This is a genomic window from Thermococcus sp. (genome assembly GCF_027011145.1).
In the GTDB taxonomy this organism is placed as follows: Archaea; Methanobacteriota_B; Thermococci; order Thermococcales; family Thermococcaceae; genus Thermococcus.
The window spans coordinates 1-22609 of sequence record NZ_JALVAO010000015.1; the positions used below are offsets into that span (position 1 = coordinate 1).

Consider the following 22609-nt stretch of genomic DNA (forward strand, 5'->3'; position numbering starts at 1 on the left):
GGCGAGTTCATCTGTGATTGCACTGCAACCGCCCTTAACGAGGCCCGGCCCTCCCCACTTCAGAGCGGCCTTGATTTCTCTCGCCAGTTCTCCTGCAGGAACGTCCAAGACACTATCGGCCCAGCCGAGGAAGCTTTTTATGAACAGGTCAACGAACTCGTTGTCACCTATTTTCTCCCTAATCCACTCGCGCCCGCTCATCTCGGCCTCTTCACCCTTTGGGAGTTTTCCGCGCTTCACATCTAGGAGGAGCTTTGTCGCCCTCGCCTTTTCAGTAAAGCTCAGGTACTTCCAGCCTTCCCGGTAGTGGAAGGTTTTGCCCCCGTAGAATATCATGCCCTTCGGGTTTGAGTTCATTATCTGAACGTTTGCACCGAGGAGTTTGAGAAGGTAAGCAAGAGGCCCGTCCTCACCGTGGGGGAGCATGTGGAAAGCGCCGGTTGAAAGCTGAAAGCCATTGTAGGGGAGGTTTGCAAACCTGCCACCGATTCTCGGCGATTTCTCGAGGACAGTAACGTCGTAGTTGTTCTTCGCGAGGAAAGAAGCGGTGAGTAGTCCGCCTATTCCAGAGCCTATGACGATAGCCCTCATTCTATCACCGAGGAAAAAGAACGGGGAGGAATATAAAAGAATATCGAGAAGCAGAACTGCTCAGAGCCTCCACTCAACTCCAAGAATCTCGCTGTAAGCATCTAAAACCCTGCTCAGGTACTCCTTGGCGGTGCCGACTTTGTCAATCTTAAAGCGCTCGGCCCACTTCTTGTTTCCAAACTCCTCGCTTCCTTTAGCGATGAGGTCTATGACTCTCATCGAGTCCCAGAAGGCTGGAGTATAGCCGGCCTTTCTGGCGTACTCTATGAGCCTCTTTATCTGCCTCCTTGCGTGCTCCTCCATGTCTATATTTTCGCCGTAGGCGTCCATAAAGAGGGCCTTCAAGACAGGCTTCATCCATCCGCGGTGGAAGCGACACCAGCCGACGTTGTCGTACCAGAACTCCCAGAGGGCGCTCGCTATTATTTTCTGCGCCAGCTCCTCGGGCTCGAGGAAAATGCCGAACTGATAGAAGGTCCAATATCTTCCTTGAATCGGTAGAGGTATGTAGTTTCCGATGGCCCAGTACATGGTGGGTGTAATCTCACCGTTCTCGCCAAGGGGAGTGAAGACGGCGTAGTCCTTAAAGCTTTCTCCATAGCTCAGCCTGTCCTTAAAGCGCTCGTCGAAGATTACGCTCGCCTTCCTCTTGCCGAGGCCAATTATCCTAGCTATTTCGTTCTCGCCGAACGCTACCCTGTGGGCTAATTCAGCAACCAGTTTGGCGTTAACCTCGCTCGCCTCGACCGGGTGCTCTATCAGGGCCTCCTTCGTGAACTCAGGCTTTCCGCTGATGCCAACCTCCTCCGGCTTGAGAAGTCCGCGGTGGACGAGCTCAAGAACCCAGGCGGCGGTTCCACCGAATTCTATCGCATCGAAGCCCATCGCATCAACGGCATGGACGCTTATATCGCTCGCGCGGAGGCTTATGCTTCCGCTCAGCGGTCCGTTGGCCTCGTAGGGCTCGTACTCGACGTGATGGCCGTTGCGATACTTCTTGCACACAACCGGACAGGGCTCACCGCAGGTCGTCCAGTTCTTTGGCTTTATCGCCTCCTCGTTGAAGGGCTCCCAGTAGTACTTCATTATAGCCTCGTGAATCTTTATTCGGTCTTCCTTTGGGATATAGGGCATCTGCCAGTTTAGAATCGGGACGAAGTCGCCCTCAGCCGGGTAGTTGCCTCCGAAGGTTCCACCGGTGTTGAGCTTTGGATTAAAGCGGTATTTCGTCGTTTTCTCGGCTATTATCTCGTTGTAGGGCTTCTTGTGAACACCCTCAACGATTTCCTTGGCGGTTTTGAAGTTCGAGATGTCCTCACCGGGGAAGTTCCTTTTCCTAGGCTTTCCACCGAAGATTATCCCGACAACGTTGTGGGCCCTGAGCAGAACGCTTCCGGAACCTCCACGGGCGGCCCAGTCTTCGCTACCAACGAGTCTCTTCCCCTTCCTTAGGGCCTGGGAGAATATAGCCCCGTAGTTAGTGTTCAGAGAAGCCGGACCGACAACCGCTATTCTGTACTCGAAGTCAAAGCGCTCGCCGAAGGTGTCAATAAGGTACTGGGTGAGCGCATAAACACCCTCTTCACCTTTGTATCCGCGCCATACATTGATTACCTTTTCGAGCTCAATCTCGTGGAGCTCAACCCTAACGTTGTCCCCATCGTTGTAGAGGAGAACAACAACTGGCTTTTCAGCCCTGCCCTCAAAGGTTACGAAGTCAACGCCAACGTTCTTGAAGGCGTAGGCCGCTCCACCCATGGCCGATGGAAAGAGCGTTCCATAGAGGGGTGACCTGAAGAAGAACATGAGCCTGTGGGCACCAGGAAGAGTCGAGCCGGCGAAGGGTCCCATTCCCATTACAACCACGTTTTTCGGGTCGTACGGGTTTATTGAGTGCGTCTCAAGGTTCTCATGGAGCTCAAGACCGTAGTCTATGATACCGTAGATTCCTGGCCTCTCGATTTCCTCGCTCTCAATCCTGTTCTCGTCAAGCTTGATGTGCATGACCGTGAACTCCATGCTTCTTCACCCCTTTGTATCACTCCAAGTGTTAGGTAGAATGAGGGCATATTTAAGGTTTTCTTGTCGGCTGAATGGCATTGGAAGAATGAACAGAATAGGGGAGAAAGGTCAGGGAATTCACTCGATGTCTTCAAAGCGCTCCTCAAGCCTCTTGAGGACGCCCGGGAGGGTAGTGTACTCCATTTCCTCGAGCGGAAGTCTGTGGGGCTCGAAGGGTCCGTGTCTGCGCATGTACTCAGTAATCTCGAGGGCCTTCTGCCTCGCGTAGTCGAACGCCGGGTCGTCGAAGAGGTCAACTGGACCAACGAGTTTTCCTTCAGGGCTTATCTGCCAGCCGAGAGCGACAACCCTCGGCGGACCGTCAAAGCGCGTTGGGTTGGCGTCGCACATCGAAACGGGCATTATCGGGCCGTTGTGGGAACCGCGCATCCAGCCGCTGACGAGGTGCGGGAATGCGAAGGGCTCGAGAACCTCTCCAAGTGCCGGAAGACCGCTCTGGGCTCTGACTATAGCGACCGGGTCGTCCTTACCGACGTATTCCCCTGCAATCTCGTAGAGCTTCTCAGTACTGACAACAGCCACCGGCTCGTCCTTTGGAATCGGGTGCCCTTCCTTCGGGTAAACGCGCTTGATGACGTACCTGCTCTTCGCTCCGATGAGGGCGAGAAGGTCATAGAGCTCTTCCGGAGTGTTGAGGATTACACGCTTGTGCTTGAGAATGTCCCAGACCTCAAAGCGGAAGCCCATGTGCATCTTGGGGTCAATGACCAAACCAGCGGTGTTGAAGGGGTCGGCGAACATCCTGAATATCGGCAGGTTAAACGCGCCAGGCTCGGTCTTGTCCATGTGGAACGTAACTATAGGCTCGCTCTTCCTCAGCGTTATCTCCATCTCGGCAACTCCCGGCCCCATTCCACGGACGTTTCCGCTGAAGGCATCTTTGAGGAGGTCCTGGCCGGCACCGTAGAGGCCGAGCTCCTTGGCGACCTTGGTGGCCTCCTCAAAGGCTTTCCAGGCGAGCCCGTGTATATCTGGACTGTCAACGCCCTTCTTGTGTGTCATGATGAGCTGAAGGTCATCTCCTGCATAGGCGACGTAGAAGTCTATTATCGTCCCCTCCTCCTTGGCCTTGCTGAGTATCTCTTCGGCCTTCTCTATGAGCTGGGGGTGAACCCTCGAGTGCCCGGGCCAGCCACCTATGTCGGCTTTGATTACGCTAATCGTTATCTTGTCCCCAACTGCCATGGCAACCACCTCCGAAGGAGAATGAGAGTTTTATGCTTATAAAACATTAATATCACCGTAAATGATACGGAGAGCCTAAAAGAGTGAAACATCACTCACAGATATCAGTCCAGCCGAACTGTTCCTTTGCAACCTTTATAAGGTTCTTAAGCTCCTCTTTCTTGAGGTTAACGCTTGAGCTTGCACCAACGAGGGCTATGATACCGTGAACTTCCTCCTGGAGCTGTATGACGTTCTCATCAACCTTGACAACGCGGAGTTCCCTTCTCGCGGTCTCGTCCTCGCCGATTTTGAACTTGTCCTTTCCAATAACTATTGGCTCCTCCATGGCAACCACCCAGTAGATTTTTGTGAGTCAAAGTTAATAAAATTTCCGGGAGCAAAGTTTATAAACCCGGGACCGTTAAGGTTGAGACGGACGGGGGCGTGGTGTAGCCTGGTCCATCATCGCGGGCTCCAGAGGTATGAGGACTTGCGGGTTTGCTGATTGGGGATGAGCCTTTGGAGCTCTGACCCGGAGAAACCCGCGGACCGGGGTTCAAATCCCCGCGCCCCCACCATTACAGCCCTTGCTTGCGCAAGCGCTGGCGGAAGAGTAAGTGCCTTTTTTGAGAATTAGTCGGTTCTGAAATGGGTTTTCATTTACTCGCTCCTTTATGAGTGTTTCACTCCGGAGAAGCGCCCAAAGGGCGCTGATTAAAGTTGAAACTACTTGGAAAGGCTTTGTTTGGTGTTAAAACCCTGTCAAAGTTGTACTTGAGTAATGCACAACTGGTTTTTCGCCAGCCTTTCTTAAAGGCTGAGTGCAAAGTTTCATCAAAGTTTGTAGCTCTTTTTGAAATGCAATTTTCATGTGTGGTTTCTTTTTAATGTGTGCTTGAGTGTTGGGAACTTATGGGATTGCATTGTTTTGTTGGTTTGGCTTTAAAATCGACGCCCTTCGGGCGTCACCGAGAGACAAACCCTCCATTATGGAACTCTTTCTCAACATTCCCCTTTGTAAAATGCGCACTTAGTGCAAAACCATTTCCTCTTGATAACCTCCCATGGACGGAGAGCTACTAACTTTTGGTGAAACTTTTTCCAAAAGTTTCAGTGCTGGCGGAAAGTGAAGTGCCTCTTCTGTAATGTTCAAATTTTGGAATGGGTTTTTTACTCACTTGTCCCCTCGGTGAGTGTTTCTCTCTGGAGAAACGCCCGAAGGGCGCTAATCAGAGTTGAAACTGCTTAGGGGAGTCCAATTAAATGTGTTTAAACCCCCTGACACGCGCTTCTTAAGAGTGGCATGAGGGGCTTTCTGCCAGCTTGATGAAGGGTATTCTTTTCGCCCTCACATCTTCCTCCCGATAAGTATGCCAAGGACTATTAGGACAAGGCCGGCGAGAGTGCCGGGCATTATATCCTCCCCAACAACCAAGGATATAAACACTAGGCTGAGGAAGGGAATGAGGTAAGCCAGATTCGAGGCGAATGCAACATCGTCCTCAACGGCCCTGTACCAGATGAGGAACGTAACGCCCATTTCAAACAGGCCAACGTAGACAGCCCCAACGAGGCCCTTAACCGAGGGTATAGAGAACCCGTCGGCGAAAGCGAGGATCACCGACACGTAGGCAAAGCTAAAGAGGAAGTTCCAGAAGGTCTTCTCGACGGGTGACCTCTTGTCCCTCAGGTTCAACAGCCAGTAGGTGGCCCAGACCACCGCACTCCCGAGACCGAAGATGACCCCTATTGGGTTGGAGAAGTTCAGGCCAGTTAAGTTTCCCGCCGTGGCGACGATGAAGGCACCGAGAAAGCCAATGAAGAGCCCAAAGAGAGCTTTGGCTCTCGGTCTTTTCCCGAGGAGAGGGACAGACAGGAGGACGAGCATCAGGGGCCAGGTGTAGTTCAAAGCCTGGGCCTCCTGGGCAGGAAGCCTCTCGTAGGCCGAAAAGAGGAGGAGGTAGTAGAGGACAATCAGAAAGCCGAGGTAAGCGGAGCGGAGGTTCTCCTTTCGCGGAGAGAACTCGCGTGAGTAGAGAAGGCCGAACACGAAGAGAGATGTCAGGGATGCGTAGAAGAGCAACTGGATTGGACTCATGTAGCGCAGGGAGAGCTTGAAAGCACTCGCGACAGTTGACCAGAGCAATACTGCACCAACGGCGTACTTTTTGGACATGGAGAAAAAGAGAGGTTGAAGTTTTAAAAATTCACTCCTCCCTGAAGGCCCCGTACTTCTTGGGGTCATAGAAAGGTGGAGCAACCGTTACGGCCTTCTTGGGCTTGCCCCTGATTTCCACTTCTATTTCAAGGCCGGGTTTGGCGTACTCCTCTTTAACAAAGGCTATTCCAATGCCAATTCCGAGGAGAGGTGAGAGTGTCCCGCTCGTGACTTCGCCGATGGGCTCACCGTTGGCAAGAACGCGGTAGCCCTCCCTCGGAATGCCCTTCTCGACCATCTTGAAGTGGACGAGCTTTCTTCCCAAACCGCGCTCCCTCTGCTTGAGGAGGGCATCCTTTCCTATGAACTCCTTGTCCCAGAATATGGCGAAGTCAAGGTTTGCCTGGAGAGGTGTAACCTCGTCTATATCTGTACTGAGGAGCTGGAGCTCCTTGGTCTCGTTACCGTAGAGCGTGTAACCGGCTTCAAGCCTGAGTGTATCGCGAGCTCCAAGGCCAGCGGGCTTTATGCCGTACTTCTTGCCAGCTTCAAGGATTCTCTCCCAGACGTGGAGGGCCTTCTCCGGTTTTCCTCTCTTCGATGGGTCTGGATGATAGGGGTTGGCATCTTCGAAGTAGACCTCAAAACCGTTCTCGCCCGTGTAACCGCTCCTTGAGAGGAGCATCTTGATTCCGTCGAGCTCAACTTCCTTCGCCTGGAACCACCAGAGGTCGTTTATGTCTATTCCAAAAAGGTCCTTCGCAAGGTCTCTCGCCTTAGGACCCTGTATCGAGAACATCGCCATGTCGTAGGTCTTGTTCTCAATCTCAAGGTCGAGCTCGCCAAACTTCTCTATCCCGCGCTTTATTGCGTTGAACCAGGCCTCGAGCTTCTCGAATGCATCGCTGTCACACACCATCATGTAGGTGTCGTTTCCAAGGTTAAATACCAGCGTTTCGTCCTTAACCGCTCCGCGCTCGTTAAGAACGAGCGTATAAGTCCCGCTTATTGCAGGGGGCTTGCTTATGTCGTTGGTCGTTACGTACTGGAGGAACTCCAGGGCATCTTTACCTCGGAATATGAACTCGCCCATGTGGGAAACATCGAAGATTCCAACCCCGTTTCTAACCGCTAGATGCTCCTCCTTTATACTGGAGTACCAGATGGGCATTTCCCAGCCGGCGAACTCCTCAACCTTCTTGGCGTGCTCCTTATGCCAGTCGAAGAGGTGAACTCTTTTGACCATAGCCATCACCGTTCAAACTTCTATCTGGACGTTATAACCCTTTTCACTCCACATGCCTTATGGCCTCCGCGGGGTTGAGCTCGGCGGCCTTTTTTGCTGGATATATGCTTGCCAGAAGGCCTATGACCAGGGTCACGCCGAAAGCTACTGCAACGACCCTAAAATCCACCACGGGATTCGGAAGGCCGGGAGTCTTTGTCCTCAATATTCCAACTATGATTTCCGCCAGGAGAACGCCAAAGCCAAACCCAATAATCCCCCCGATAATGGTCATCATGAGGCCCTCAAGCAGTATCATCTCAAGTATGAACCTTTTCTTTGCACCCAGGGCCCTGTACGTCCCGATTTCCCTAGTTCTTTCCATGACTGAAGTCAGGAGCGTGTTGATAACTCCAAGCGCGCCCACGAAGAGGGCTATGCTTCCTATTCCTATCAGAAGGTTGTTGAGCATGGTCTCGATTTCGACGACCACCTTAATGCCCTGGCTCTCGGTTATTACAGTCGAACTGGGAAGAATCTTTTGAACGGCCCTTTTGACGTCGTTTACAAAGGCAACGTCATCAACCCAGAGTTCAACGAAGCTAATCTTCCCCGGCTCGTTGTACATCGTCTGAAGGGTTCCAAGGGGGACGAAGACGCTCGTGTCTATAAAACCTCCGATAACGCTCTGACCGCTCTCCTGAAAGTTCCCGGAAACCTTAAACTCCCACGCCCGGCCGTTTTCGTTATACAGCTTGATTGTCTGACCGGGGAGTATCTGCCAGTTCAGATAACCACCGCCCTCCTTCTGTATCTTGCCGTTTGCGAGGGAATATCCAAGAAGGGCCTTGAAGCGGGCACCTTGGGGTATGAACTGACCCCTCTGGAGCTGTGGCCCGGTTAACGCATAAAACTTCTGGGCATCCCTGGGGACAATGCCCATCACAGTAACGGGTATCTCCCATCCGCGGTATTCCATGACCGTGAACTTAACCAGAACTGGATTAACGGCCTCAACGTGGCTTATCTTCTCAAGCTCTCTGACCACGCTCTGGTTCAGGGTGTTGGTTCCGATGGTCCAGATTGAAGCCCCCATTCCGGGTAGCACTATGACAACGTTACTCGTGCTCTGCAGTGTACTGCTTATCGAGAGCTGAAAACCCTCGGCAATCGAAATCAGGGCAGTTATCGAAGCTATGGCAATGATTATACCGAGCATTGTGAAGAACGTTCTGATTTTTCTCCTGTGAAGGTTCCTGAAGGCTATCTTCAGGATTTCCCTATCCACGCCTCCACCTCCACGCAATGATTCCGAGAAGCACTATTATTGCCCCGGCCCCGTAGTAGTACTCGTATTTTCTCCTTGACGAGATGTTGGAGGGAAGCTGAAGGCTTATTGTCTGGTTGAAGCTCTTAAAGCTCCCGTTTGCGGTCATGTATGTAACCCTGACAACAACCGGATACCTTCCCGCCCGTATCGTGGAGTTCAGAACCTCAAAGTTAACGCTGTCGTAGTCCATCGGCTCAACGGTGCCGACGTAATGTTCTCCAAGGGGGAACAGGCTGAGGACAGGGGAACTTATCGAGACTGTAACACCCCTCGCGGGTGCTTTTCCGTCGTTTGCAACATCAACCTCAAAGTTGTATTTTCCGTCGCTTATCCAGACGTTGCCTATGTAAACTTTGAGCCTTGGCCTGCCCTCCACCTGGACACCAAAGGTTGCCTCCTCCTTGTAGGAAACACCGTTTCCATCCTCGTACGTTATAACCGCGTAGAGCGGATAAACGCCCGCTGAAACGTCCTTAACGGCGAACTCCAGCGTGCCATTACCGCTTCCGTTCACGGGGAGTTCGTCAAAATAAAGGGAGCTCTGCCTGAGAATCGGATATATATTGGCCTGCTCGTTTGTTTCTCCCCCCGTGGGGAACAGGGAGTAGGTCTGCTGTTCCTCCTTGGGCTTCGTTGGGAGAAGCTCAACCCTAACGTGATAAGCTGGGGCGTTTCCCGTGTTTTTCACATTAACCACGACAGTAAAGTTAGACGCGGGTTCAACGGGATTCGGTCTGGTTGTAAAGCTCTCTATCACAACCTTTGGCCTGTAAACGTCGTTCACAGGTATTCCGACTTCAAATTGCTCCGTCTTAATTACGCCGTTTTCGTCGCTGTATTCAAGGCTTACGTAGAGCGGATAGACATCGGGTCTAAGGGCCTTTGAAGCAATGAGCTGAAAGTGTAGTGTTTTTTCATGTCCCGGAGGAAGCAGTCCGGTATACTGAACCGGGCCCTGACGGTAGGAAGCAAATGGAATTTCGCTTTCAAAGGAAGGAATGCTGACGGTCGGCAGGAGGACTTTTTGAGCGGTCTCTTGCTCCTGAACCAGTGGCTTGGAGTAGAGGTAAACCCTGACGTATCTGGCGGTCATGCTCCCTATGTTTTTCAGAGTAACGTTCAGCTGGAATGTCCCACCGACCTCAACGGGGGAGAAACTAACGTTGGTCACAACGATTATTGTACCCTCAACAACCGAGTAAGCCACGTATTTCGGCACGAGAATTTTCATAAGGGCAGTGTCGTTGGAAATCCGGTAAATGACAACGTAAGTATCATAGAAGACATGCGTCCCAACTCCAAAGTAGGCATAGTCCGTTGTGTCGTTTTTATGGTAGCGCATGAGAACGCTTCCGTTCTTTATATCGAGAACCGAAAGCTGAAGCGGGCCGTACGTGAAGTTCATTCCGGGATAGGCAACACCGTAAAAGACGGTGGCCGGTTTAGAATAAACTTCAATAAGGGCCTGGGGGTTATCGGAAAGGGGGTTCTTGATGTAAACCAGAGACACGTTTATGTCGTTGTAGGAATAGCTCTGGCCCGGAGAAAGGGTAAACGTCTTGGTCTGGAAGTTGCGGTTGTCCCTCAGCTTGAAAAGCACCAGAGGTGGCCACGTGTTCTGGTTGTAGAGAAAGTTAACGACCGTTATCGTGTAGTTGCCTATTATCACGGACTCTCCCACGCTAAGGTAGCCTTCAAACGTCCTCATGTATTTTGGCTCCCCCGGGGTTGCCCCGTGAACATAGGGAATAACCATGAGGGCAATCAGCAGGACAACTGCAAGTTTCTTCAAAGTTCTCTCACCTCGTAGAGCTTTCCGTCCCTTATCCTCAAAACTCTATCGGCCTTTCTGGCAACGTCCATATCGTGGGTAACGACGACAAAGGCAGTCCCCTTTTCTCTGTTCAACCTTTTCATCAGGCTGACAACTTCTTCTGAGGCCTTGGTATCGAGGTTTCCAGTTGGCTCGTCCGCGAGAACTATCTTGGGCTCGTTGGCAAGGGCCCTCGCTATTGCAACCCTCTGTTGCTGTCCACCGCTCATCTCGGTCGGTTTATGCTCCTCAAGGTGTGGAATCCCCACCATCCTGAGGAGCTCCCTTGCTCTTTCAATCCGTTTCTTCAGGGGGACTCCAGCTAGAATCATGGGCAGTTCCACGTTCTCAAGTGCCGTGAGTATTGGAATGAGGTTGTAGTGCTGAAAGACAAACCCTATCTTCCTCAGCCTTATCTCGGACAGCTCATCGTCGTCAAGACCCCTAACCGAAATTCCGTCAATAACCACCTCTCCAGAGTCAGGGACGTCAAGAAGACCGAGGATGTTGAGGAGAGTGGTCTTTCCGCTCCCACTCGGCCCTATAATGGCCAGAAATTCGCCCTCATAGACCTCTATACTCGCTCCCCTCAGAGCGGGCACGGAAATCTTGCCCGTTCGGTAGGTCTTATAGAGGTTCTCTGCTTTCAGCACTATCCCCTTCATTTTTACCGATAGAACCTGTTCACAGAACCAATATATAGTTTCCTGCCCAATAATAAACGGTGGAGTCCATGTTTGAGAGGATCCTATACCCAACCGACTTTTCGGAAGTTTCACTTCACGCTTTAAGACACTGCATTCCCGAGCTCTTCAAACTCGGCGCGAAGGAACTCTATCTTCTCCACGTCATAGACATAACCGTTGCGGAAATCGAGGCCTTTGAGCTCGAGAAGGTCTACAGAAAAAAGCTTGAGGAGCTGGCCAAAGAAATGAAGGAGAAAGGAATAAACGCGAAGGCTGAGGTAAGGGTCGGGATTCCTTCATTGGAGATAGCCGAGGCGAGTGAAAAAGCAAACGTTGACCTAATAGTCACCCCAAGCGTTGGTGAAAACGTCTGGAGGCAGATGTTCATGGGAAGCACCGCGTCGAACCTTGCAAGGGCCACTAAAAGACCTGTTCTCCTCCTAAAGTACAGGAAGAAGGACGACTCCTTCGAGCTGGCCGTGGATTGTTCGGAACTTTTCAAAAGGCCACTTGTGGCACTTGATTTCTCCAAATGCTCGGTTAAGATTGTTCAGATGGTTAAAAAGTTTGAGGAACTCATTGAACACGGAATTCTACTGCACTCCGTTGATTACGGTAAGATTGAGGAGCTCGAGCATAACATTGCGATAGCAAAGAAAAACCTCGAAAAGAGCTCAAAAGACCTCTCGGCGGAGTTCGAGCTTGAGGTAATGGTCGGAACGGCGAGCCAGGCCATAATAGGAACCGCCCTTGCAAAGGGCGCAACTCTCATAGTCCTCGGCAAGAAAGGGAGGAGCATCCTCAAGGACCTAATCCTTGGAAGCACGGCCGAGAGGGTAATGAGGGACTCAAAACTTCCCGTGCTCCTCGTTCCGTGTGAATGACCTCAGACTGGAACGGCTTCATCATGGCTCAGTAGCTACCCTGTTGCCATCATCGGTCGTTTTTCTTCTTTTTGACCCGCTTATAAACCTACTCCCTCTTGCTTTCTCCCGTCATGAAGGCGCTCGCCATGATGTGGGCCAGCCTCAAAGGTTCGGGAATCAAGCCCGTCTTTGTGGTGACGCGGACTATTTGAAAGGCCGTCTCAACCGGAAGGCCAAGTGCCTGAACGTACAGCTTTCCCGGAATCATCTCAAAGAGGGGAGGCGCCTTCCTGAGCAGTTCAACTCTCTCGAGCCAGTCCGGAAAGTGTTTTTTCAGGGCCAGCTCCATCGCTTTCAAATCGGGCCTCTTTCTGACCACGACGATTACGGGAAGACCCGTCTCGCGGTGAAGTGCATCGAGGTCAACAACGTTGAAGCCACCGTAGGTTATCCCCTTCAGCATTATAACCCTCAGGTCCTTGAAGCGGGAGTTAACGACGGCGTCGATTAATTTCTCGGTGACATCGGTTCCGTCAACGGTTATCCACCGAGAAACGGCCCCAACAACCTCCTTTGAGCCCTTCATGACGACCCCGAACAGAACCGTCTTCCGCCTCTCGGCTTTGAAAGAAAAGGAAAACGTCCCGTCGTCGAAACCGACCACGCGAATCTCGGGCTTTACCTTTCGAATCATCCGAAGAGCACCCTAGCCATCCATTCGGAGTACTCCCTGTTGAGCTTGTCGAGGTCAATTCTCGCTATCATCGGTATCTCGTATGGGTGAAGTTCCCTGAGGGCGTCTCTAAGGGCCTTCCACCTGCTCACCTCGGTCTTGAGGATAGCCCCAACCTCCTTTCCTTCCTCGATTTTCCCCTCCCACCAGTACATTGCCTCATGTTCCCTGAGGTTGGCACAGACGATGAGCTTTCTCTCAAGGAGTTCCCTGACGACTCTCTTTGCACTCTCCCAGTCCGGGAAGGTGGTATAAACGAGTATCGCCTCCATAGGACATCCCAGAGAAAATACCCAAGTAAAGCTTAAATCCCTTGTGGAGAAATCGAAACGGGATGGTGTATGAGGAAAGTCAGGGCGCACCTTAGGATATACGGGCGTGTTCAGGGAGTTGGGTTCCGCTGGAGCATGCAGAGGGAAGCGAGAAAACTCGGAGTGGCAGGCTGGGTGAGAAACCTCCCGGATGGAAGCGTGGAGGCTGTTGTCGAAGGCGACGAGGAGAGGGTTGAAGCCCTGATAGGCTGGGCCCATCAGGGGCCACCGCTGGCGAGGGTCACAAGGGTGGAAGTTGAGTGGGAAGAACCGGAGGGACTGGAGGGCTTTAAAGTCGTTGGCTGATGGCCTCAAGGAGAACCCTCTTGGGGCAGTACTTGACCTCACAGTAGTTGCAGACGAGCCTTTCCTTCTCCTTCTCCGGCGTGTGGAGTATGAGCCTCTGGAAGCCGTGGATATCCTTTATTTTTGCAAACGTCTCAACCGGAAGGGTCCCATCAATGACGATGAATATTTTGCTGGTCTCCTCGCGTAGGTTCCTCCCAAAGACCTCCATGACGGGAACTCCGTTTTCAGCGAGGATTCTCATTACCTCAGCAAAGGCGCTCTGGTAGTTTTCCTTCTCCACGTCAATCTCAAGGACTTCCCAGCCCATCAGAGGGGCCACGTCAATGAGGCTCGGCAAGGGATTTAGGCGCTCGAAGATGAGCTTGAGAGGGTACGTTTTCTCGATGTATTCAATCGTGTGGTAGATGATTTTCCGATTGACACCAATGGCCCTTGCCAGCTCGCTTATTGGAATTTCAACGTTTTTGAGGTAGATTTTACCGTTCTTTACGCTCAGACCGTTCTCAAAGAGGAACTCAGCGACCTTCCTCCTTGCGGGATAGTTCTTGAAGTAAGCCTCCAGTATGAGCATCATCTTTGTTCACCTCTTACCCATAGATGAGTAGAAATGGATATTTAAATCTTTCTCCGGTAAGGGTTATAACGTCCACCACCGTAGTCCAAAAAGAGGTGAAGAAAAATGTTCGACGTAATAGGGATGGGCAACCTGAACTACGACATAATTTTCATCCTCGACCGCTTTCCGGAGTTCCACGAAAAGGTGGTCTCCAGAGAAGCCCACTTTGGCCTCGGCGGTGCCGCTGGAAATACGATAAGCTGGCTCGCGACCTTTGGACTTAAGACTGGTTTCATTGGTGCAGTCGGGAGGGACGAGATAGGGGAGGCCCACCTCAGATACTTCAAGAACCTTGGCGTCGATACTTCCGGGATAGACGTCGTTGACGTTCCCTCAGGAGTTGCCGTTGCAATGGTCCATGGGGACGACAAGAGGATAGTCAAGCACCTCGGGGCGAACGCGCTCAGAAGGTTCAAACCCGAGTACGCAAAGAATGCGAGACTGCTACACCTCTCATCAAACCCGCCGGAGCTCATTGAGGAAGCCGTTCGCTTTGCCAACGAAAACGGAATACTGATTTCGGTGGACATAGGCGAGGCTACCATTCCAAGGGACGTGGAGGGAATGATTGACTACCTCTTGATGAACGAGGACGAATACAAAAGAAAATACGGCTCGCTCGATACCTCCCTCAGCAACGCCAAGAACCTGATAATAACGCTAAACGGGGGAGGGGCGATTGTTAGGGAAGGCAACGAGACCTTCGAGGTTCGCGGACTGAGTGCCAAGGTTATCGACAGCACGGGGGCAGGAGACTCCTTCGATGCCGGAGTAATCTATGGAATCCTCAACGGCTGGTCGCTCAGGGATTCGGCAAAGCTGGGCATGTTGCTAGCCTACCTCACCGTTCAAAAGGTTGGGGCGAGAAGTGCCATAGTCCCCCTTGAGGAAATTATCAGAATGTCAAAGGAGCTTAAACTGGATTTACCGTGGTAACGAAGACGTTTAACTTTTGGAAAACCTTAAAAATTGGGAGCTCAAAAAAGAGTAGAAAAGCCAGAAGAGCGGAGGTGGGCCCTTTGGAAATAGTGATTGACAACTTCAAACCAAAGATAACAAGGCCGTTCAAGAGGAAAAACGAGTACTGGGTCAAGCTCATTCTTCCAAATGGCGAGGAGTACATAATGAAATTCAAAAGTCCCCTCGAGGCTGAGGATGCGATTTACGGCATGCTTGATGACTTACAGGTTTATGGAGGAAAAGTAAAACTTAAACTGCGGGAAGGAAACGTTATAGAGGACATTGAGGTTCTCGAGCTGTACAAACCCTCCGCAAAGGAACTTCTCAATGAATATTTCAACGACTAACGTCCTTTTCTGTTCATTGTAGTTGTCATTTTGACAGGAAACTTATATATATCCCCGAGTCGAATACTTCTATTGGGGTCTATCCGTTCAGGTAAGGAATTAAATAATGTGGAGGTTGTCTCGGTGGCGAGACGAAAGAACAAGGAGCTCCTTGAAATCGCGAGAGACATAGGTGGAGAGGAAGCTGTAGAAGTTGTCAAAGCCCTTGAGAAAATGAAAGAAGCTACCGATGAAGAGCTCGCAGAAAAAACTGGAATCAGAGTTAACACCGTCAGAAGAATTCTATACAAACTAAACGATCACGGACTTGCCGACTTCAAGAGAATCCGCGACCCTGAGACTGGATGGTATTACTACTATTGGCGCCTCGAGACCAAGCGACTGCCCGAGATAATAAAGGCCAGAAAGATGGCCGAGCTGAAGAGACTGAAGGAAATGCTCGAAGAGGAAACTAGCGAGATATACTATTGGTGTGGTGAAGAAGGTCATCCAAGACTTACCTTTGACGAGGCAATGGAGTACGAGTTCCAGTGTCCTATATGCGGGAAAATGCTCATGCAGTATGACAACAGTCGAATTGTTGAGGAGCTAAAAAAGAGAATTGAAGAACTTGAAATCGAGCTCGGGCTTAAGAAAAAACCGAAAAAGAAAAAGAAGGCCTAACCGGTAGAATGGCCCCAATGAACTTCGGGGATGGTGAATATGGAAGAAGTGGTTATTCTTGAGAAGGTTTACGGTGACAGGAGCGGTTTTGAAAAGCTTCACAGGAAGCTCCGCTCCCTTTTAGGCGATTTGGAAGTTGAGTGGAAGCTCTCTGCGACAACCAAAAACTGGGTGAAGGTAAGCCTCAAAGGGGAAGACGAGGAGATAAGCGCCAACCTCGTTAGGGAGGAGTTCGGCGAGGTTCCCTACAGCCTGAAGAACGTTGAGGTAGGGAAAACCTACAGGGGGAGATTCATAGACCTTGGGAAAGTTGGTTACGGTGCCTACGTTGACATCGGCATATTCAGGCCAAAACCCAAGGACGCTCTGATTCCTCTCTATTATCTGAAGAGAACCTTTGGAGACAGGCCAGTGAGGCAGATGATACGGGAGTTCGGCTGGGTTGACAACCTGCCCGTCGAGGTTGAGGTGACAAACGTTGAATTTGGAGCAAGGGAAGTCGAGCTGGCCTTCAGCGATAAACAGTTGAAGACGATTAAGAACTGGCTGAGCGACGGTTACGACAAGCTCTTCATAACCGGAACGATAAGCGAGAGAGTTGAAGAAGCGCTCATCAAGACGGGCCACGGCAGGGACGTCAAGAGAATGGAGGAGCTGGGTTTGATGGAGACCCTCCTCGTTCTGAAGAAGGGAACTCAGGCACCGGGAATAATAAAGGCCATTGGGCCCCACCTGAAGGGCGCGGTTTTCGGTGCAATCAAGTTTGAATGACCGAATGAACCAGCCTGACGGCGAGTATGGACACGAGAGTCAGAACGTAGGGGAAGAAACCGCTCACGAAGGGGGCAACTACAAGAAAGGCCAGCGTCGAGAGCGTTATGAAGGCCGTCGGGCCCCTCCACCTTATTCTTCTCAAACCAGTTGAAAGGGCGTAGGCAACCACGACTAGCCCGAGGAGGGACTGGAGGAGTAGGCTACCAATGAAGTCCCTGTGGAGCTGGAAGTCCATCCATCTGGAGAGCCAACCGAACCCGTAAACCCTGCAGAGGAGCAGGAAGCCGAGCCACACGAGGAAGAGATAAGAGGAGTTCCTGAGCCTTCTCCCTGGGTACGTGAGCGCGAAGAACAGGGAAAACAGAAGAAGGTACGGATTGAACAGGGATGCGAGGAGAGTAGCGCCGGCCAGCACCAGTATCTCGGCAGTTCTTCCCAAACCCGGGACGAATGACGAATTCGTGGCTATTGCTATCGCGAGTAGCATCAGAACGAGGCCCGGCAGCGCTGTTCCAACGGTTGCAACCTGCGAGCGAAAGATTGGCGAGGAGAACACAAGTCCGAATGCGAGGAATCCAAGGGCCCTCTCGCGCCTCGGGGCGACGTAGAAGAAAAGCCCGGTCATTGTGAGGAGGAAAAGCCAGTGGGCCAGCCACAGAACTTCATCCGTCGGAGGTAGGAGCGAAAAAACGTTTCCCACGAGAGCAAGAAGGGGAGATGATGGTATTTCGCCGGCGGAGACAGCTAGAGCCCTGAAGAAGAACTTCAAAAAACCACCGGGAAGAACGGGCCTCTCAGAGAGTGTAAACCAGACGAAGATTAAGGAAGCACCGAGCAGGAAAAACCTTGCGGAGTAACTCCTGTCCCTCCTCAAAAGGAGCCCGAAGAGAAGGACTATAACGAACGCAAGGAACGCGAAGACGGCAAGCTCCTTCCCGGGAGGTGACCAGACCCCGGCAAAGGCCTCGTGGGTGAGGTAGATGTTGTCCTCGCTTCCCGTGATAAAAACCGTGCCGTTGAGGACGATTATCATCGGCGAGAGGGAGGCTTTCTCCGGAAGGCCCGTCCTGTTCCAGAGTCTCTTCATCTCGGGGTTCTCGTAGACATTTCCCACAAGGACGAGGGTTCCGTTACCGTGCTGAAGAACCTCCCCAAGTTTTGCATCCACGTATCTCGCCCAGCCCTTCGCCCAGTAGTCCCTGCCAGGGACGACGCGATAGGTGGTTTTTGAGTTTAGAAACCTCAAAAAACTCCCCTTGTCGGGATAATAGCTAACCTGACCGGCAGAAACGAGCGGTGAAACGAGCAGGAGGAGCAAAAGCACCGCCAATGCTTTCCTCATTTTATCCCCGAGTAAAGTTGAGGCCAGAGTTAAAAAGCTTAACGTAGCCTGGTCCAGCGCGACCTCATCGCAACGGCTTCCGCCGGCCTGGGTCGCGCCCGGAGGAAATTAAAGGAAAGAAGTTAAAAATCACTCGGTCTTCTCTTCGCCCTTCTCTCCCTTGAGTTCCTCAAGCTTCTTCACGAGCTTTTCAGCCAGCTCCATGAAGGCTTTTGCCGCCGGAGTGTCACCGTAGAGGACTATCGGAATTCCTGCGTCACTCGCTTCCCTGGCCTTGAGGTCTATGGGTATCTCCCCAAGGAACTCGACGCCCTCCTTCTCGGCGAGCTTCTTGCCTCCACCTCTGCCGAAGAGGTCAATCTCGTTTCCACAGTGCGGGCAGATGAGATAGCTCATGTTCTCGACGACCGCTATGTAGGGGACCTCCATCTTCTTCATCATGTTGACGGCCTTTCCGGTGTCGAGTAGCGCTACCTCCTGGGGAGTTGTGACTATCACGGCCGCGTCGAGCTGGACGTTCTGCACAACGGTGAGAATCTCGTCGCCGGTTCCGGGCGGGAAGTCGATTATCATGAAGTCCAGCTCGCCCCACTTAACGTCTCCAAGGAGCTGTTTGATTGCCTTGGTGACTAGAGCACCACGCCAGATTATAGGCTGGTCTTCAGGAACGAGAAAGCCCATGCTCATGACCTTAATCGGCGTTATCTGGCCCATGAAGTCAGCCATCGGGGGCAACATCTCGAAGCGTCCATCCTCCATCCTCTCCGCTAGAACGTCAGCTTTGTCAACGCCGAGCATCTTGGCGACGTTCGGCCCGTGTATATCGGCGTCGAGGAGTCCAACGTAGTAGCCCTTCTTCGCCAAAGCCGCCGCCAGGTTAACCGCTACCGTGCTCTTTCCGACGCCACCCTTACCGCTTAGAACCGCCACCTTGTACTTCCACTTCTTCTGCTTCTCCTTTATCCTCTCCGTGAGCGGGTCAGCGCCCAGGCCACCTATGTTGAGTGTCGGAGCCTTAATCGTCATTTCCACCACCGACGAAAATAGTTCGGCAAACTTAAAAACCTTTGTCCCAAAACTTAACAGAATTACCCAAGAATGGGTAGAAAAGGGAAAGGTTCACTCCTCCGGCTTGGGGAGTGTAACATCGACACCGAGAACCTTCCACATAGCCTTTATCTGCTCGCGGAGGGTGTCTATTGCTTCGGGTCTCTTGAAGAGGTGCTTGAACCTGCCCTGCAACTTAAGGTACTCCTCGATGGGCTTCTTGAACTCGATGGCAACAACCCTGCCTCCCTCGCGCTTCACCTTGGCTCCTCCTCCGGGGCTCTGTATCTTGATGTTGTGGAAGTCACCGTTCTCAATCTCGAAGAGGGGCCAGACGCCGGTCTCAATAGCTAAGCGGGCTATCTCAACGCCCTTCTCGAGGGGGCTCTTCCATCCAGTTGGACAGGTACAGTGAACCTGAACGAACGCTGGACCGTCGACTTTCGCTGCTTTCTTCATCTTCCTGACGAAGTCGAAGGGGTTGCCTATGCTTGCTGTAGCAACGTATGGTATCTGGTGGGCGGCCGCTATTAGGGCAACCCACTTCTTGGGCTTGTCCTCACCGATTGAGTACTTACCCGGCGGGCTTGTGGTTGTCCAGGCTCCGTAGGGGGTTGAGCTCGAACGCTGAATTCCAGTGTTCATGTAAGCCTCGTTGTCGTACATCAAATAAACCACGTTGTGCCAGCGCTCCAGCATACCGCTGAGGGCCTGCATACCTATATCAGCGGTTCCACCGTCACCGCCTATGGCCAGTATCTTGCCCTTGAGACCCTTCTTCTTCCATGCGCCGTCAATACCGCTCGCAACAGCAGCAGCGTTCTCAAAGGCCACGTGCACCCATGGAACTTTCCATGCTGTGTATGGAAAGACCGCCGAAACGACTTCCATACAGCCAGTTGCCTGGGCTATGGCAAAGGCGTTGGGATCGCCGTATTTTTCTTCCATGGCCTCGCTGAAGGCCTTGGTGGCCAACTTAAGGGCTGTTGCACAGCCACATCCGGCACAGGCTGCATGTCCGGGTGCCCAATACTCGCGAGTTGTGATAGGGGGCTTCCTAACGGCCATCTTCATCACCTCACAGAATCTCCTTCCTAAGGCCTATCCAGTTGACTTCACTAAACTCCTCCCCGTTGAGGGCCTTCTGTGCTATAGCCAAAGCCTTGTCGAGGTCCTTGAAGGTTACATCCCTGCCACCGAGTCCGAGGATGAAGTCCACTATGATTGGCTTCTCCTTTTCGTTAATCAAGGCTCTGCTGAAGTCCTGGAAGAGGGCTCCGCCAACGCTGAAGGTAACGTTCTTCTCGAGGAGCGCGAGAACCTTCGCCTTCTTCGCCAACTTCCTGACATCTTCAATCGGGAACGGTCTATAAACGGTCATCTTGGCTGCTCCAGCTTTGATACCCTTCTCCCTGAGGTTGTCAACGTACTCCTTGACTGTTCCGGCTAATGAGCCCATCGTAACAAAGATTATCTCAGCATCGTCAGTTCTGTATTCCTCAACTTTCTGGTACTTTCTGCCAAACTTCTTCTCAAACTCCTCAAAGACTTCATCGATGACCTTCTTAGCGTTCTCGTTGGCTTCCCAGATACCGTAGCGAGCCTCCATGTAGTGAGCCGGGAACGCTAAAGTACCCTGAGTTATCGGTCTAGCGGGATCGAGGTAAGCGTGCTTCGGCTCGTACTCGCCAAGGAACTCGTCAACTACCTCCTGGTCTGGGATCTCGACGGGCTCAACCGTGTGCGTTAGGATGAATGCGTCGAAGCCGACCATAGCCGGCAATAGAACCCTCTCGTCCTCCGCAACCTTGTAGGCTATGAGTATCAAATCGAGCGCTTCCTGGTTGTTCTCAGCGTAGAACTGGAGCCAGCCGGTGTCGCGCTGGCTTATGCTGTCCTGCCAGTCGTTCCAGATGTTTATTGGCGCGGAGAGGGCGCGGTTTCCAATGGCCATCACTATGGGAAGGCGCATTCCAGCGGCTATGAAGAGGACCTCGTGCATCAGAGCCAGACCTTGGGAAGCAGTAGCGGTGAAGGTTCTGACGCCCGCCGCGGAAGCACCGACACAGGCAGAGATAGCGGAGTGCTCGCTCTCAACCTTTATGAACTCCGCATCGAGTTCACCGTTGGCCACGAACTCGCTTATCTTCTCGGGAACGAGCGTTGAGGGAGTAATTGGGAAGGCCGCTATGACCTTCGGCTTGGCCAGCTTGGCCGCCCACGCGGCGGCTTCGTTAGCCTTCATAACGGTTCTAATCGGCATCTTCACCACCTCACTTGCTCTCCCTAACCATAACTATAGCATCGGTCGGGCACTCGTTCGCGCAGATACCACAACCCTTACAATAGTCGTAGTCAAAGACCGGATAGTTCTCTTCGTCGAGGTATATGGCCGGCTCTGGACAGTAGATGTAGCATAGGTAACAGCGGACGCACTTGTCCCTGTTGAATTCTGGCATGAAAACTCTCCAAGAACCGGTCTTGTTGACTACGCTACTCCCGGGGAGATAAACTATTGCTCCCGGTGTCATTTTTTCGCTATACTCCTTCTGAACCCTCTCGATGTCGGCCTTAAACGGGCTCTCAGCCATCTATATCACCCCTAGTGATTTATCAAATGGAAACTTAAACCTTATGGGAAAATGAAAAGGTCATCCGAAGACCTCGGCGAGCTTCTTGAGCTTCTCCCACTCGTGGAGGACCCAGGCCTGGAGGTTCTCGATGTCCTCCTTGGTCATGTACTTGAAGCGACCCTGCAGTTTGAGGAACTCCTCAATCGGCTTGGGCTCCTTCTTCGGGCTGGGCATGTTTATCTTGTACTTGCCGTTCTCGTACTCGAAGAGCGGGAAGTAGGCCGTCTGAACCGCTAAGCGGGCTATCTCAATGCTCTTGTCCGTTGGTGAGCGCCAGCCCGTCGGACACGGCGCAAAGAGCTGTATGAAGCTCGGACCCGGTATCTTCCTGGCCTTCTTGAGTTTCCTTATGAAGTCCTCTGGGAAAGCGACGCTGGCAGTTGCCGCGTAGGGAATCTCGTGGGCAATGACGATGTCAATGACCTTCTTCTTGTGCCTCTTTTCCAAGAAGTGCCTCTTTCCTCCGGGAGTGTTCGTCGTCCAAGCTCCGTAGGGGGTTGAGCTCGAACGCTGAATTCCAGTGTTCATGTAAGCCTCGTTGTCGTACATGATGTAAACCGCGTCGTGGCCCCTCTCAAGGAAGCCTGAAAGGGCCTGAAGGCCGATATCAGCGGTTCCACCGTCTCCAGCCCAGCCGACGACCATGACTCCATCTTCGCCCTTGACCTTTATTCCCCTTGCCTTGAGGGCCGCCTCGATACCGCTTATAACGGCACCGGTGGTTTCAAAGGCCGTGTGGAAGAGGTTAGCGTCCAGGGCAGTGTAGGGCCAGGGGCCGGCTATGATTGTCGAACAGCACGCGGGAATAACGAAGATTGTCTTCCTGCCGTAGGCCTTGAGGACGTAACGAATTCCGAGTGAGGCGCCACAGCCCTGACAGGCGGTGTGACCCGCAAAGAAGTGCTCCTCAGCGGGGATGCTCAACCTCTTCTTAACGTTCTCGGGAATTTCCATCG

At 52.2% G+C, this 22609-nt stretch carries 24 protein-coding genes and 1 tRNA gene; 7 read left to right on the forward strand and 18 right to left on the reverse strand.

Going from position 1 to position 22609, the window contains the following annotated elements:
* From MVG27_RS01025 to MVG27_RS01040, 4 genes are all read right to left on the reverse strand, one after another.
* Positions 1 to 591: FAD-dependent oxidoreductase (locus MVG27_RS01025; protein ID WP_297555939.1), on the reverse strand; the 591-nt coding region annotated here is incomplete at its 3' end.
* Between the two features lie 60 nt (positions 592 to 651).
* On the reverse strand, positions 652 to 2610 hold the full coding sequence (gene gor, locus MVG27_RS01030) for a glyceraldehyde-3-phosphate:ferredoxin oxidoreductase (protein ID WP_297549479.1): 1959 nt from the start codon (positions 2608 to 2610) through the stop codon (positions 652 to 654).
* Between the two features lie 120 nt (positions 2611 to 2730).
* Positions 2731 to 3858 (reverse strand): fructose-1,6-bisphosphate aldolase/phosphatase, encoded by a 1128-nt coding sequence (fbp, locus tag MVG27_RS01035; RefSeq protein WP_297468843.1) that lies wholly within the window; start codon positions 3856 to 3858, stop codon positions 2731 to 2733.
* Positions 3859 to 3949: 91 nt separating this feature from the next.
* On the reverse strand, positions 3950 to 4186 hold the full coding sequence (locus MVG27_RS01040) for a hypothetical protein (RefSeq protein WP_297549489.1): 237 nt from the start codon (positions 4184 to 4186) through the stop codon (positions 3950 to 3952).
* Positions 4187 to 4278: 92 nt separating this feature from the next.
* On the opposite strand from MVG27_RS01040, the gene MVG27_RS01045 reads away from it, so the two are divergent.
* Positions 4279 to 4418, forward strand: a tRNA-Trp gene (locus MVG27_RS01045).
* A 770-nt stretch (positions 4419 to 5188) separates the two neighbouring features.
* Here the strand turns inward: MVG27_RS01045 and MVG27_RS01050 are convergent.
* The 5 genes from MVG27_RS01050 to MVG27_RS01070 are packed head-to-tail and all read right to left on the reverse strand — an operon-like array spanning position 5189 to position 10968.
* The gene (locus tag MVG27_RS01050; RefSeq protein ID WP_297555941.1) at positions 5189 to 6016 is read right to left on the reverse strand and encodes a DMT family transporter; all 828 of its coding nucleotides are present in this window, start codon (positions 6014 to 6016) and stop codon (positions 5189 to 5191) included.
* Positions 6017 to 6047: 31 nt separating this feature from the next.
* On the reverse strand, positions 6048 to 7244 hold the full coding sequence (gene gcvT, locus MVG27_RS01055) for a glycine cleavage system aminomethyltransferase GcvT (protein ID WP_297551122.1): 1197 nt from the start codon (positions 7242 to 7244) through the stop codon (positions 6048 to 6050).
* 43 nt (positions 7245 to 7287) lie between these two features.
* Positions 7288 to 8511, reverse strand: coding sequence for an ABC transporter permease (locus MVG27_RS01060; protein WP_297555943.1), 1224 nt, complete (start codon positions 8509 to 8511; stop codon positions 7288 to 7290).
* The gene (locus tag MVG27_RS01065; protein WP_297550123.1) at positions 8504 to 10345 is read right to left on the reverse strand and encodes a hypothetical protein; all 1842 of its coding nucleotides are present in this window, start codon (positions 10343 to 10345) and stop codon (positions 8504 to 8506) included. Before MVG27_RS01065 ends, MVG27_RS01060 begins: the two co-directional genes overlap by 8 nt.
* Entirely contained in the window at positions 10342 to 10968 is a 627-nt protein-coding gene (locus MVG27_RS01070; RefSeq protein WP_297555946.1) for an ABC transporter ATP-binding protein, read from the reverse strand. Before MVG27_RS01070 ends, MVG27_RS01065 begins: the two co-directional genes overlap by 4 nt.
* Positions 10969 to 11099: 131 nt before the next feature.
* On the opposite strand from MVG27_RS01070, the gene MVG27_RS01075 reads away from it, so the two are divergent.
* Positions 11100 to 11936: a universal stress protein gene (locus tag MVG27_RS01075; RefSeq protein WP_297550128.1), complete on the forward strand. Its 837-nt coding sequence runs from the start codon at positions 11100 to 11102 to the stop codon at positions 11934 to 11936.
* 88 nt (positions 11937 to 12024) lie between these two features.
* Here MVG27_RS01075 and MVG27_RS01080 read toward each other — a convergent pair whose 3' ends face one another.
* Complete coding sequence (locus MVG27_RS01080) at positions 12025 to 12612, reverse strand: DUF99 family protein (protein ID WP_297550130.1); 588 nt, start codon at positions 12610 to 12612, stop codon at positions 12025 to 12027.
* The gene (cutA, locus tag MVG27_RS01085; RefSeq protein WP_297469898.1) at positions 12609 to 12923 is read right to left on the reverse strand and encodes a divalent-cation tolerance protein CutA; all 315 of its coding nucleotides are present in this window, start codon (positions 12921 to 12923) and stop codon (positions 12609 to 12611) included. Before cutA ends, MVG27_RS01080 begins: the two co-directional genes overlap by 4 nt.
* 69 nt (positions 12924 to 12992) lie before the next feature.
* On the opposite strand from cutA, the gene MVG27_RS01090 reads away from it, so the two are divergent.
* On the forward strand, positions 12993 to 13268 hold the full coding sequence (locus MVG27_RS01090) for an acylphosphatase (RefSeq protein ID WP_297469901.1): 276 nt from the start codon (positions 12993 to 12995) through the stop codon (positions 13266 to 13268).
* Here MVG27_RS01090 and MVG27_RS01095 read toward each other — a convergent pair.
* Entirely contained in the window at positions 13252 to 13845 is a 594-nt protein-coding gene (locus MVG27_RS01095; RefSeq protein WP_297550132.1) for a regulator of amino acid metabolism, contains ACT domain protein, read from the reverse strand. The two genes, MVG27_RS01090 and MVG27_RS01095, sit on opposite strands and share 17 nt — an antisense overlap.
* A gap of 105 nt (positions 13846 to 13950) precedes the next feature.
* Between MVG27_RS01095 and MVG27_RS01100 the strand changes: the two genes are divergently transcribed.
* The 4 genes from MVG27_RS01100 (at position 13951) to MVG27_RS01115 (ending at position 16628) form a co-directional block, all read left to right on the forward strand.
* A complete protein-coding gene (locus tag MVG27_RS01100) occupies positions 13951 to 14823 on the forward strand; it encodes an ADP-dependent ribose-1-phosphate kinase (RefSeq protein WP_297550134.1) in 873 nt (290 codons plus the stop codon).
* Positions 14824 to 14906: 83 nt separating this feature from the next.
* Entirely contained in the window at positions 14907 to 15194 is a 288-nt protein-coding gene (locus MVG27_RS01105; RefSeq protein WP_297063347.1) for a hypothetical protein, read from the forward strand.
* 108 nt (positions 15195 to 15302) lie between these two features.
* The gene (gene tfe, locus MVG27_RS01110; protein ID WP_297550137.1) at positions 15303 to 15857 is read left to right on the forward strand and encodes a transcription factor E; all 555 of its coding nucleotides are present in this window, start codon (positions 15303 to 15305) and stop codon (positions 15855 to 15857) included.
* Positions 15858 to 15896: 39 nt separating this feature from the next.
* Positions 15897 to 16628 (forward strand): DUF2110 family protein, encoded by a 732-nt coding sequence (locus MVG27_RS01115; RefSeq protein ID WP_297550180.1) that lies wholly within the window; start codon positions 15897 to 15899, stop codon positions 16626 to 16628.
* Here MVG27_RS01115 and MVG27_RS01120 read toward each other — a convergent pair.
* The 6 genes from MVG27_RS01120 to MVG27_RS01145 form a co-directional block, all read right to left on the reverse strand.
* Entirely contained in the window at positions 16615 to 17973 is a 1359-nt protein-coding gene (locus tag MVG27_RS01120; RefSeq protein ID WP_297550138.1) for a hypothetical protein, read from the reverse strand. The genes MVG27_RS01115 and MVG27_RS01120 overlap by 14 nt on opposite strands.
* 129 nt (positions 17974 to 18102) lie before the next feature.
* Complete coding sequence (locus MVG27_RS01125; RefSeq protein WP_297550181.1) at positions 18103 to 18999, reverse strand: Mrp/NBP35 family ATP-binding protein; 897 nt, start codon at positions 18997 to 18999, stop codon at positions 18103 to 18105.
* A gap of 93 nt (positions 19000 to 19092) precedes the next feature.
* Positions 19093 to 20088: a pyruvate synthase subunit PorB gene (gene porB, locus MVG27_RS01130; RefSeq protein WP_297550182.1), complete on the reverse strand. Its 996-nt coding sequence runs from the start codon at positions 20086 to 20088 to the stop codon at positions 19093 to 19095.
* A 10-nt stretch (positions 20089 to 20098) separates the two neighbouring features.
* Positions 20099 to 21283, reverse strand: coding sequence for a pyruvate synthase subunit PorA (porA, locus tag MVG27_RS01135; protein WP_297550183.1), 1185 nt, complete (start codon positions 21281 to 21283; stop codon positions 20099 to 20101).
* A gap of 10 nt (positions 21284 to 21293) precedes the next feature.
* Positions 21294 to 21611 (reverse strand): pyruvate synthase subunit PorD, encoded by a 318-nt coding sequence (porD, locus tag MVG27_RS01140; protein WP_297550140.1) that lies wholly within the window; start codon positions 21609 to 21611, stop codon positions 21294 to 21296.
* A gap of 60 nt (positions 21612 to 21671) precedes the next feature.
* Positions 21672 to 22607 carry a 3-methyl-2-oxobutanoate dehydrogenase subunit beta gene (locus MVG27_RS01145; protein WP_297550142.1) on the reverse strand — a complete coding sequence of 312 codons (936 nt, stop codon included), beginning with the start codon at positions 22605 to 22607 and terminating at the stop codon, positions 21672 to 21674.
* Positions 22608 to 22609: the final 2 nt, after the last annotated feature.

Excerpts from the sequence above, each read along its gene's own strand:
- MVG27_RS01095 (WP_297550132.1), bottom strand. The coding sequence starts at position 13,845 with ATGATGCTCATACTGGAGGCTTACTTCAAGAACTATCCCGCAAGGAGG.
- fbp (WP_297468843.1), bottom strand. The coding sequence starts at position 3,858 with ATGGCAGTTGGGGACAAGATAACGATTAGCGTAATCAAAGCCGACATA.
- porB (WP_297550182.1), bottom strand. The coding sequence starts at position 20,088 with ATGGCCGTTAGGAAGCCCCCTATCACAACTCGCGAGTATTGGGCACCC.
- MVG27_RS01080 (WP_297550130.1), bottom strand. The coding sequence starts at position 12,612 with ATGATTCGAAAGGTAAAGCCCGAGATTCGCGTGGTCGGTTTCGACGAC.
- MVG27_RS01115 (WP_297550180.1), top strand. The coding sequence starts at position 15,897 with ATGGAAGAAGTGGTTATTCTTGAGAAGGTTTACGGTGACAGGAGCGGT.
- MVG27_RS01125 (WP_297550181.1), bottom strand. The coding sequence starts at position 18,999 with ATGACGATTAAGGCTCCGACACTCAACATAGGTGGCCTGGGCGCTGAC.
- MVG27_RS01120 (WP_297550138.1), bottom strand. The coding sequence starts at position 17,973 with ATGAGGAAAGCATTGGCGGTGCTTTTGCTCCTCCTGCTCGTTTCACCG.
- MVG27_RS01050 (WP_297555941.1), bottom strand. The coding sequence starts at position 6,016 with ATGTCCAAAAAGTACGCCGTTGGTGCAGTATTGCTCTGGTCAACTGTC.
- MVG27_RS01145 (WP_297550142.1), bottom strand. The coding sequence starts at position 22,607 with ATGGAAATTCCCGAGAACGTTAAGAAGAGGTTGAGCATCCCCGCTGAG.
- cutA (WP_297469898.1), bottom strand. The coding sequence starts at position 12,923 with ATGGAGGCGATACTCGTTTATACCACCTTCCCGGACTGGGAGAGTGCA.
- gcvT (WP_297551122.1), bottom strand. The coding sequence starts at position 7,244 with ATGGTCAAAAGAGTTCACCTCTTCGACTGGCATAAGGAGCACGCCAAG.
- MVG27_RS01100 (WP_297550134.1), top strand. The coding sequence starts at position 13,951 with ATGTTCGACGTAATAGGGATGGGCAACCTGAACTACGACATAATTTTC.
- gor (WP_297549479.1), bottom strand. The coding sequence starts at position 2,610 with ATGGAGTTCACGGTCATGCACATCAAGCTTGACGAGAACAGGATTGAG.
- MVG27_RS01040 (WP_297549489.1), bottom strand. The coding sequence starts at position 4,186 with ATGGAGGAGCCAATAGTTATTGGAAAGGACAAGTTCAAAATCGGCGAG.
- porA (WP_297550183.1), bottom strand. The coding sequence starts at position 21,283 with ATGCCGATTAGAACCGTTATGAAGGCTAACGAAGCCGCCGCGTGGGCG.
- MVG27_RS01090 (WP_297469901.1), top strand. The coding sequence starts at position 12,993 with ATGAGGAAAGTCAGGGCGCACCTTAGGATATACGGGCGTGTTCAGGGA.
- MVG27_RS01075 (WP_297550128.1), top strand. The coding sequence starts at position 11,100 with ATGTTTGAGAGGATCCTATACCCAACCGACTTTTCGGAAGTTTCACTT.
- porD (WP_297550140.1), bottom strand. The coding sequence starts at position 21,611 with ATGGCTGAGAGCCCGTTTAAGGCCGACATCGAGAGGGTTCAGAAGGAG.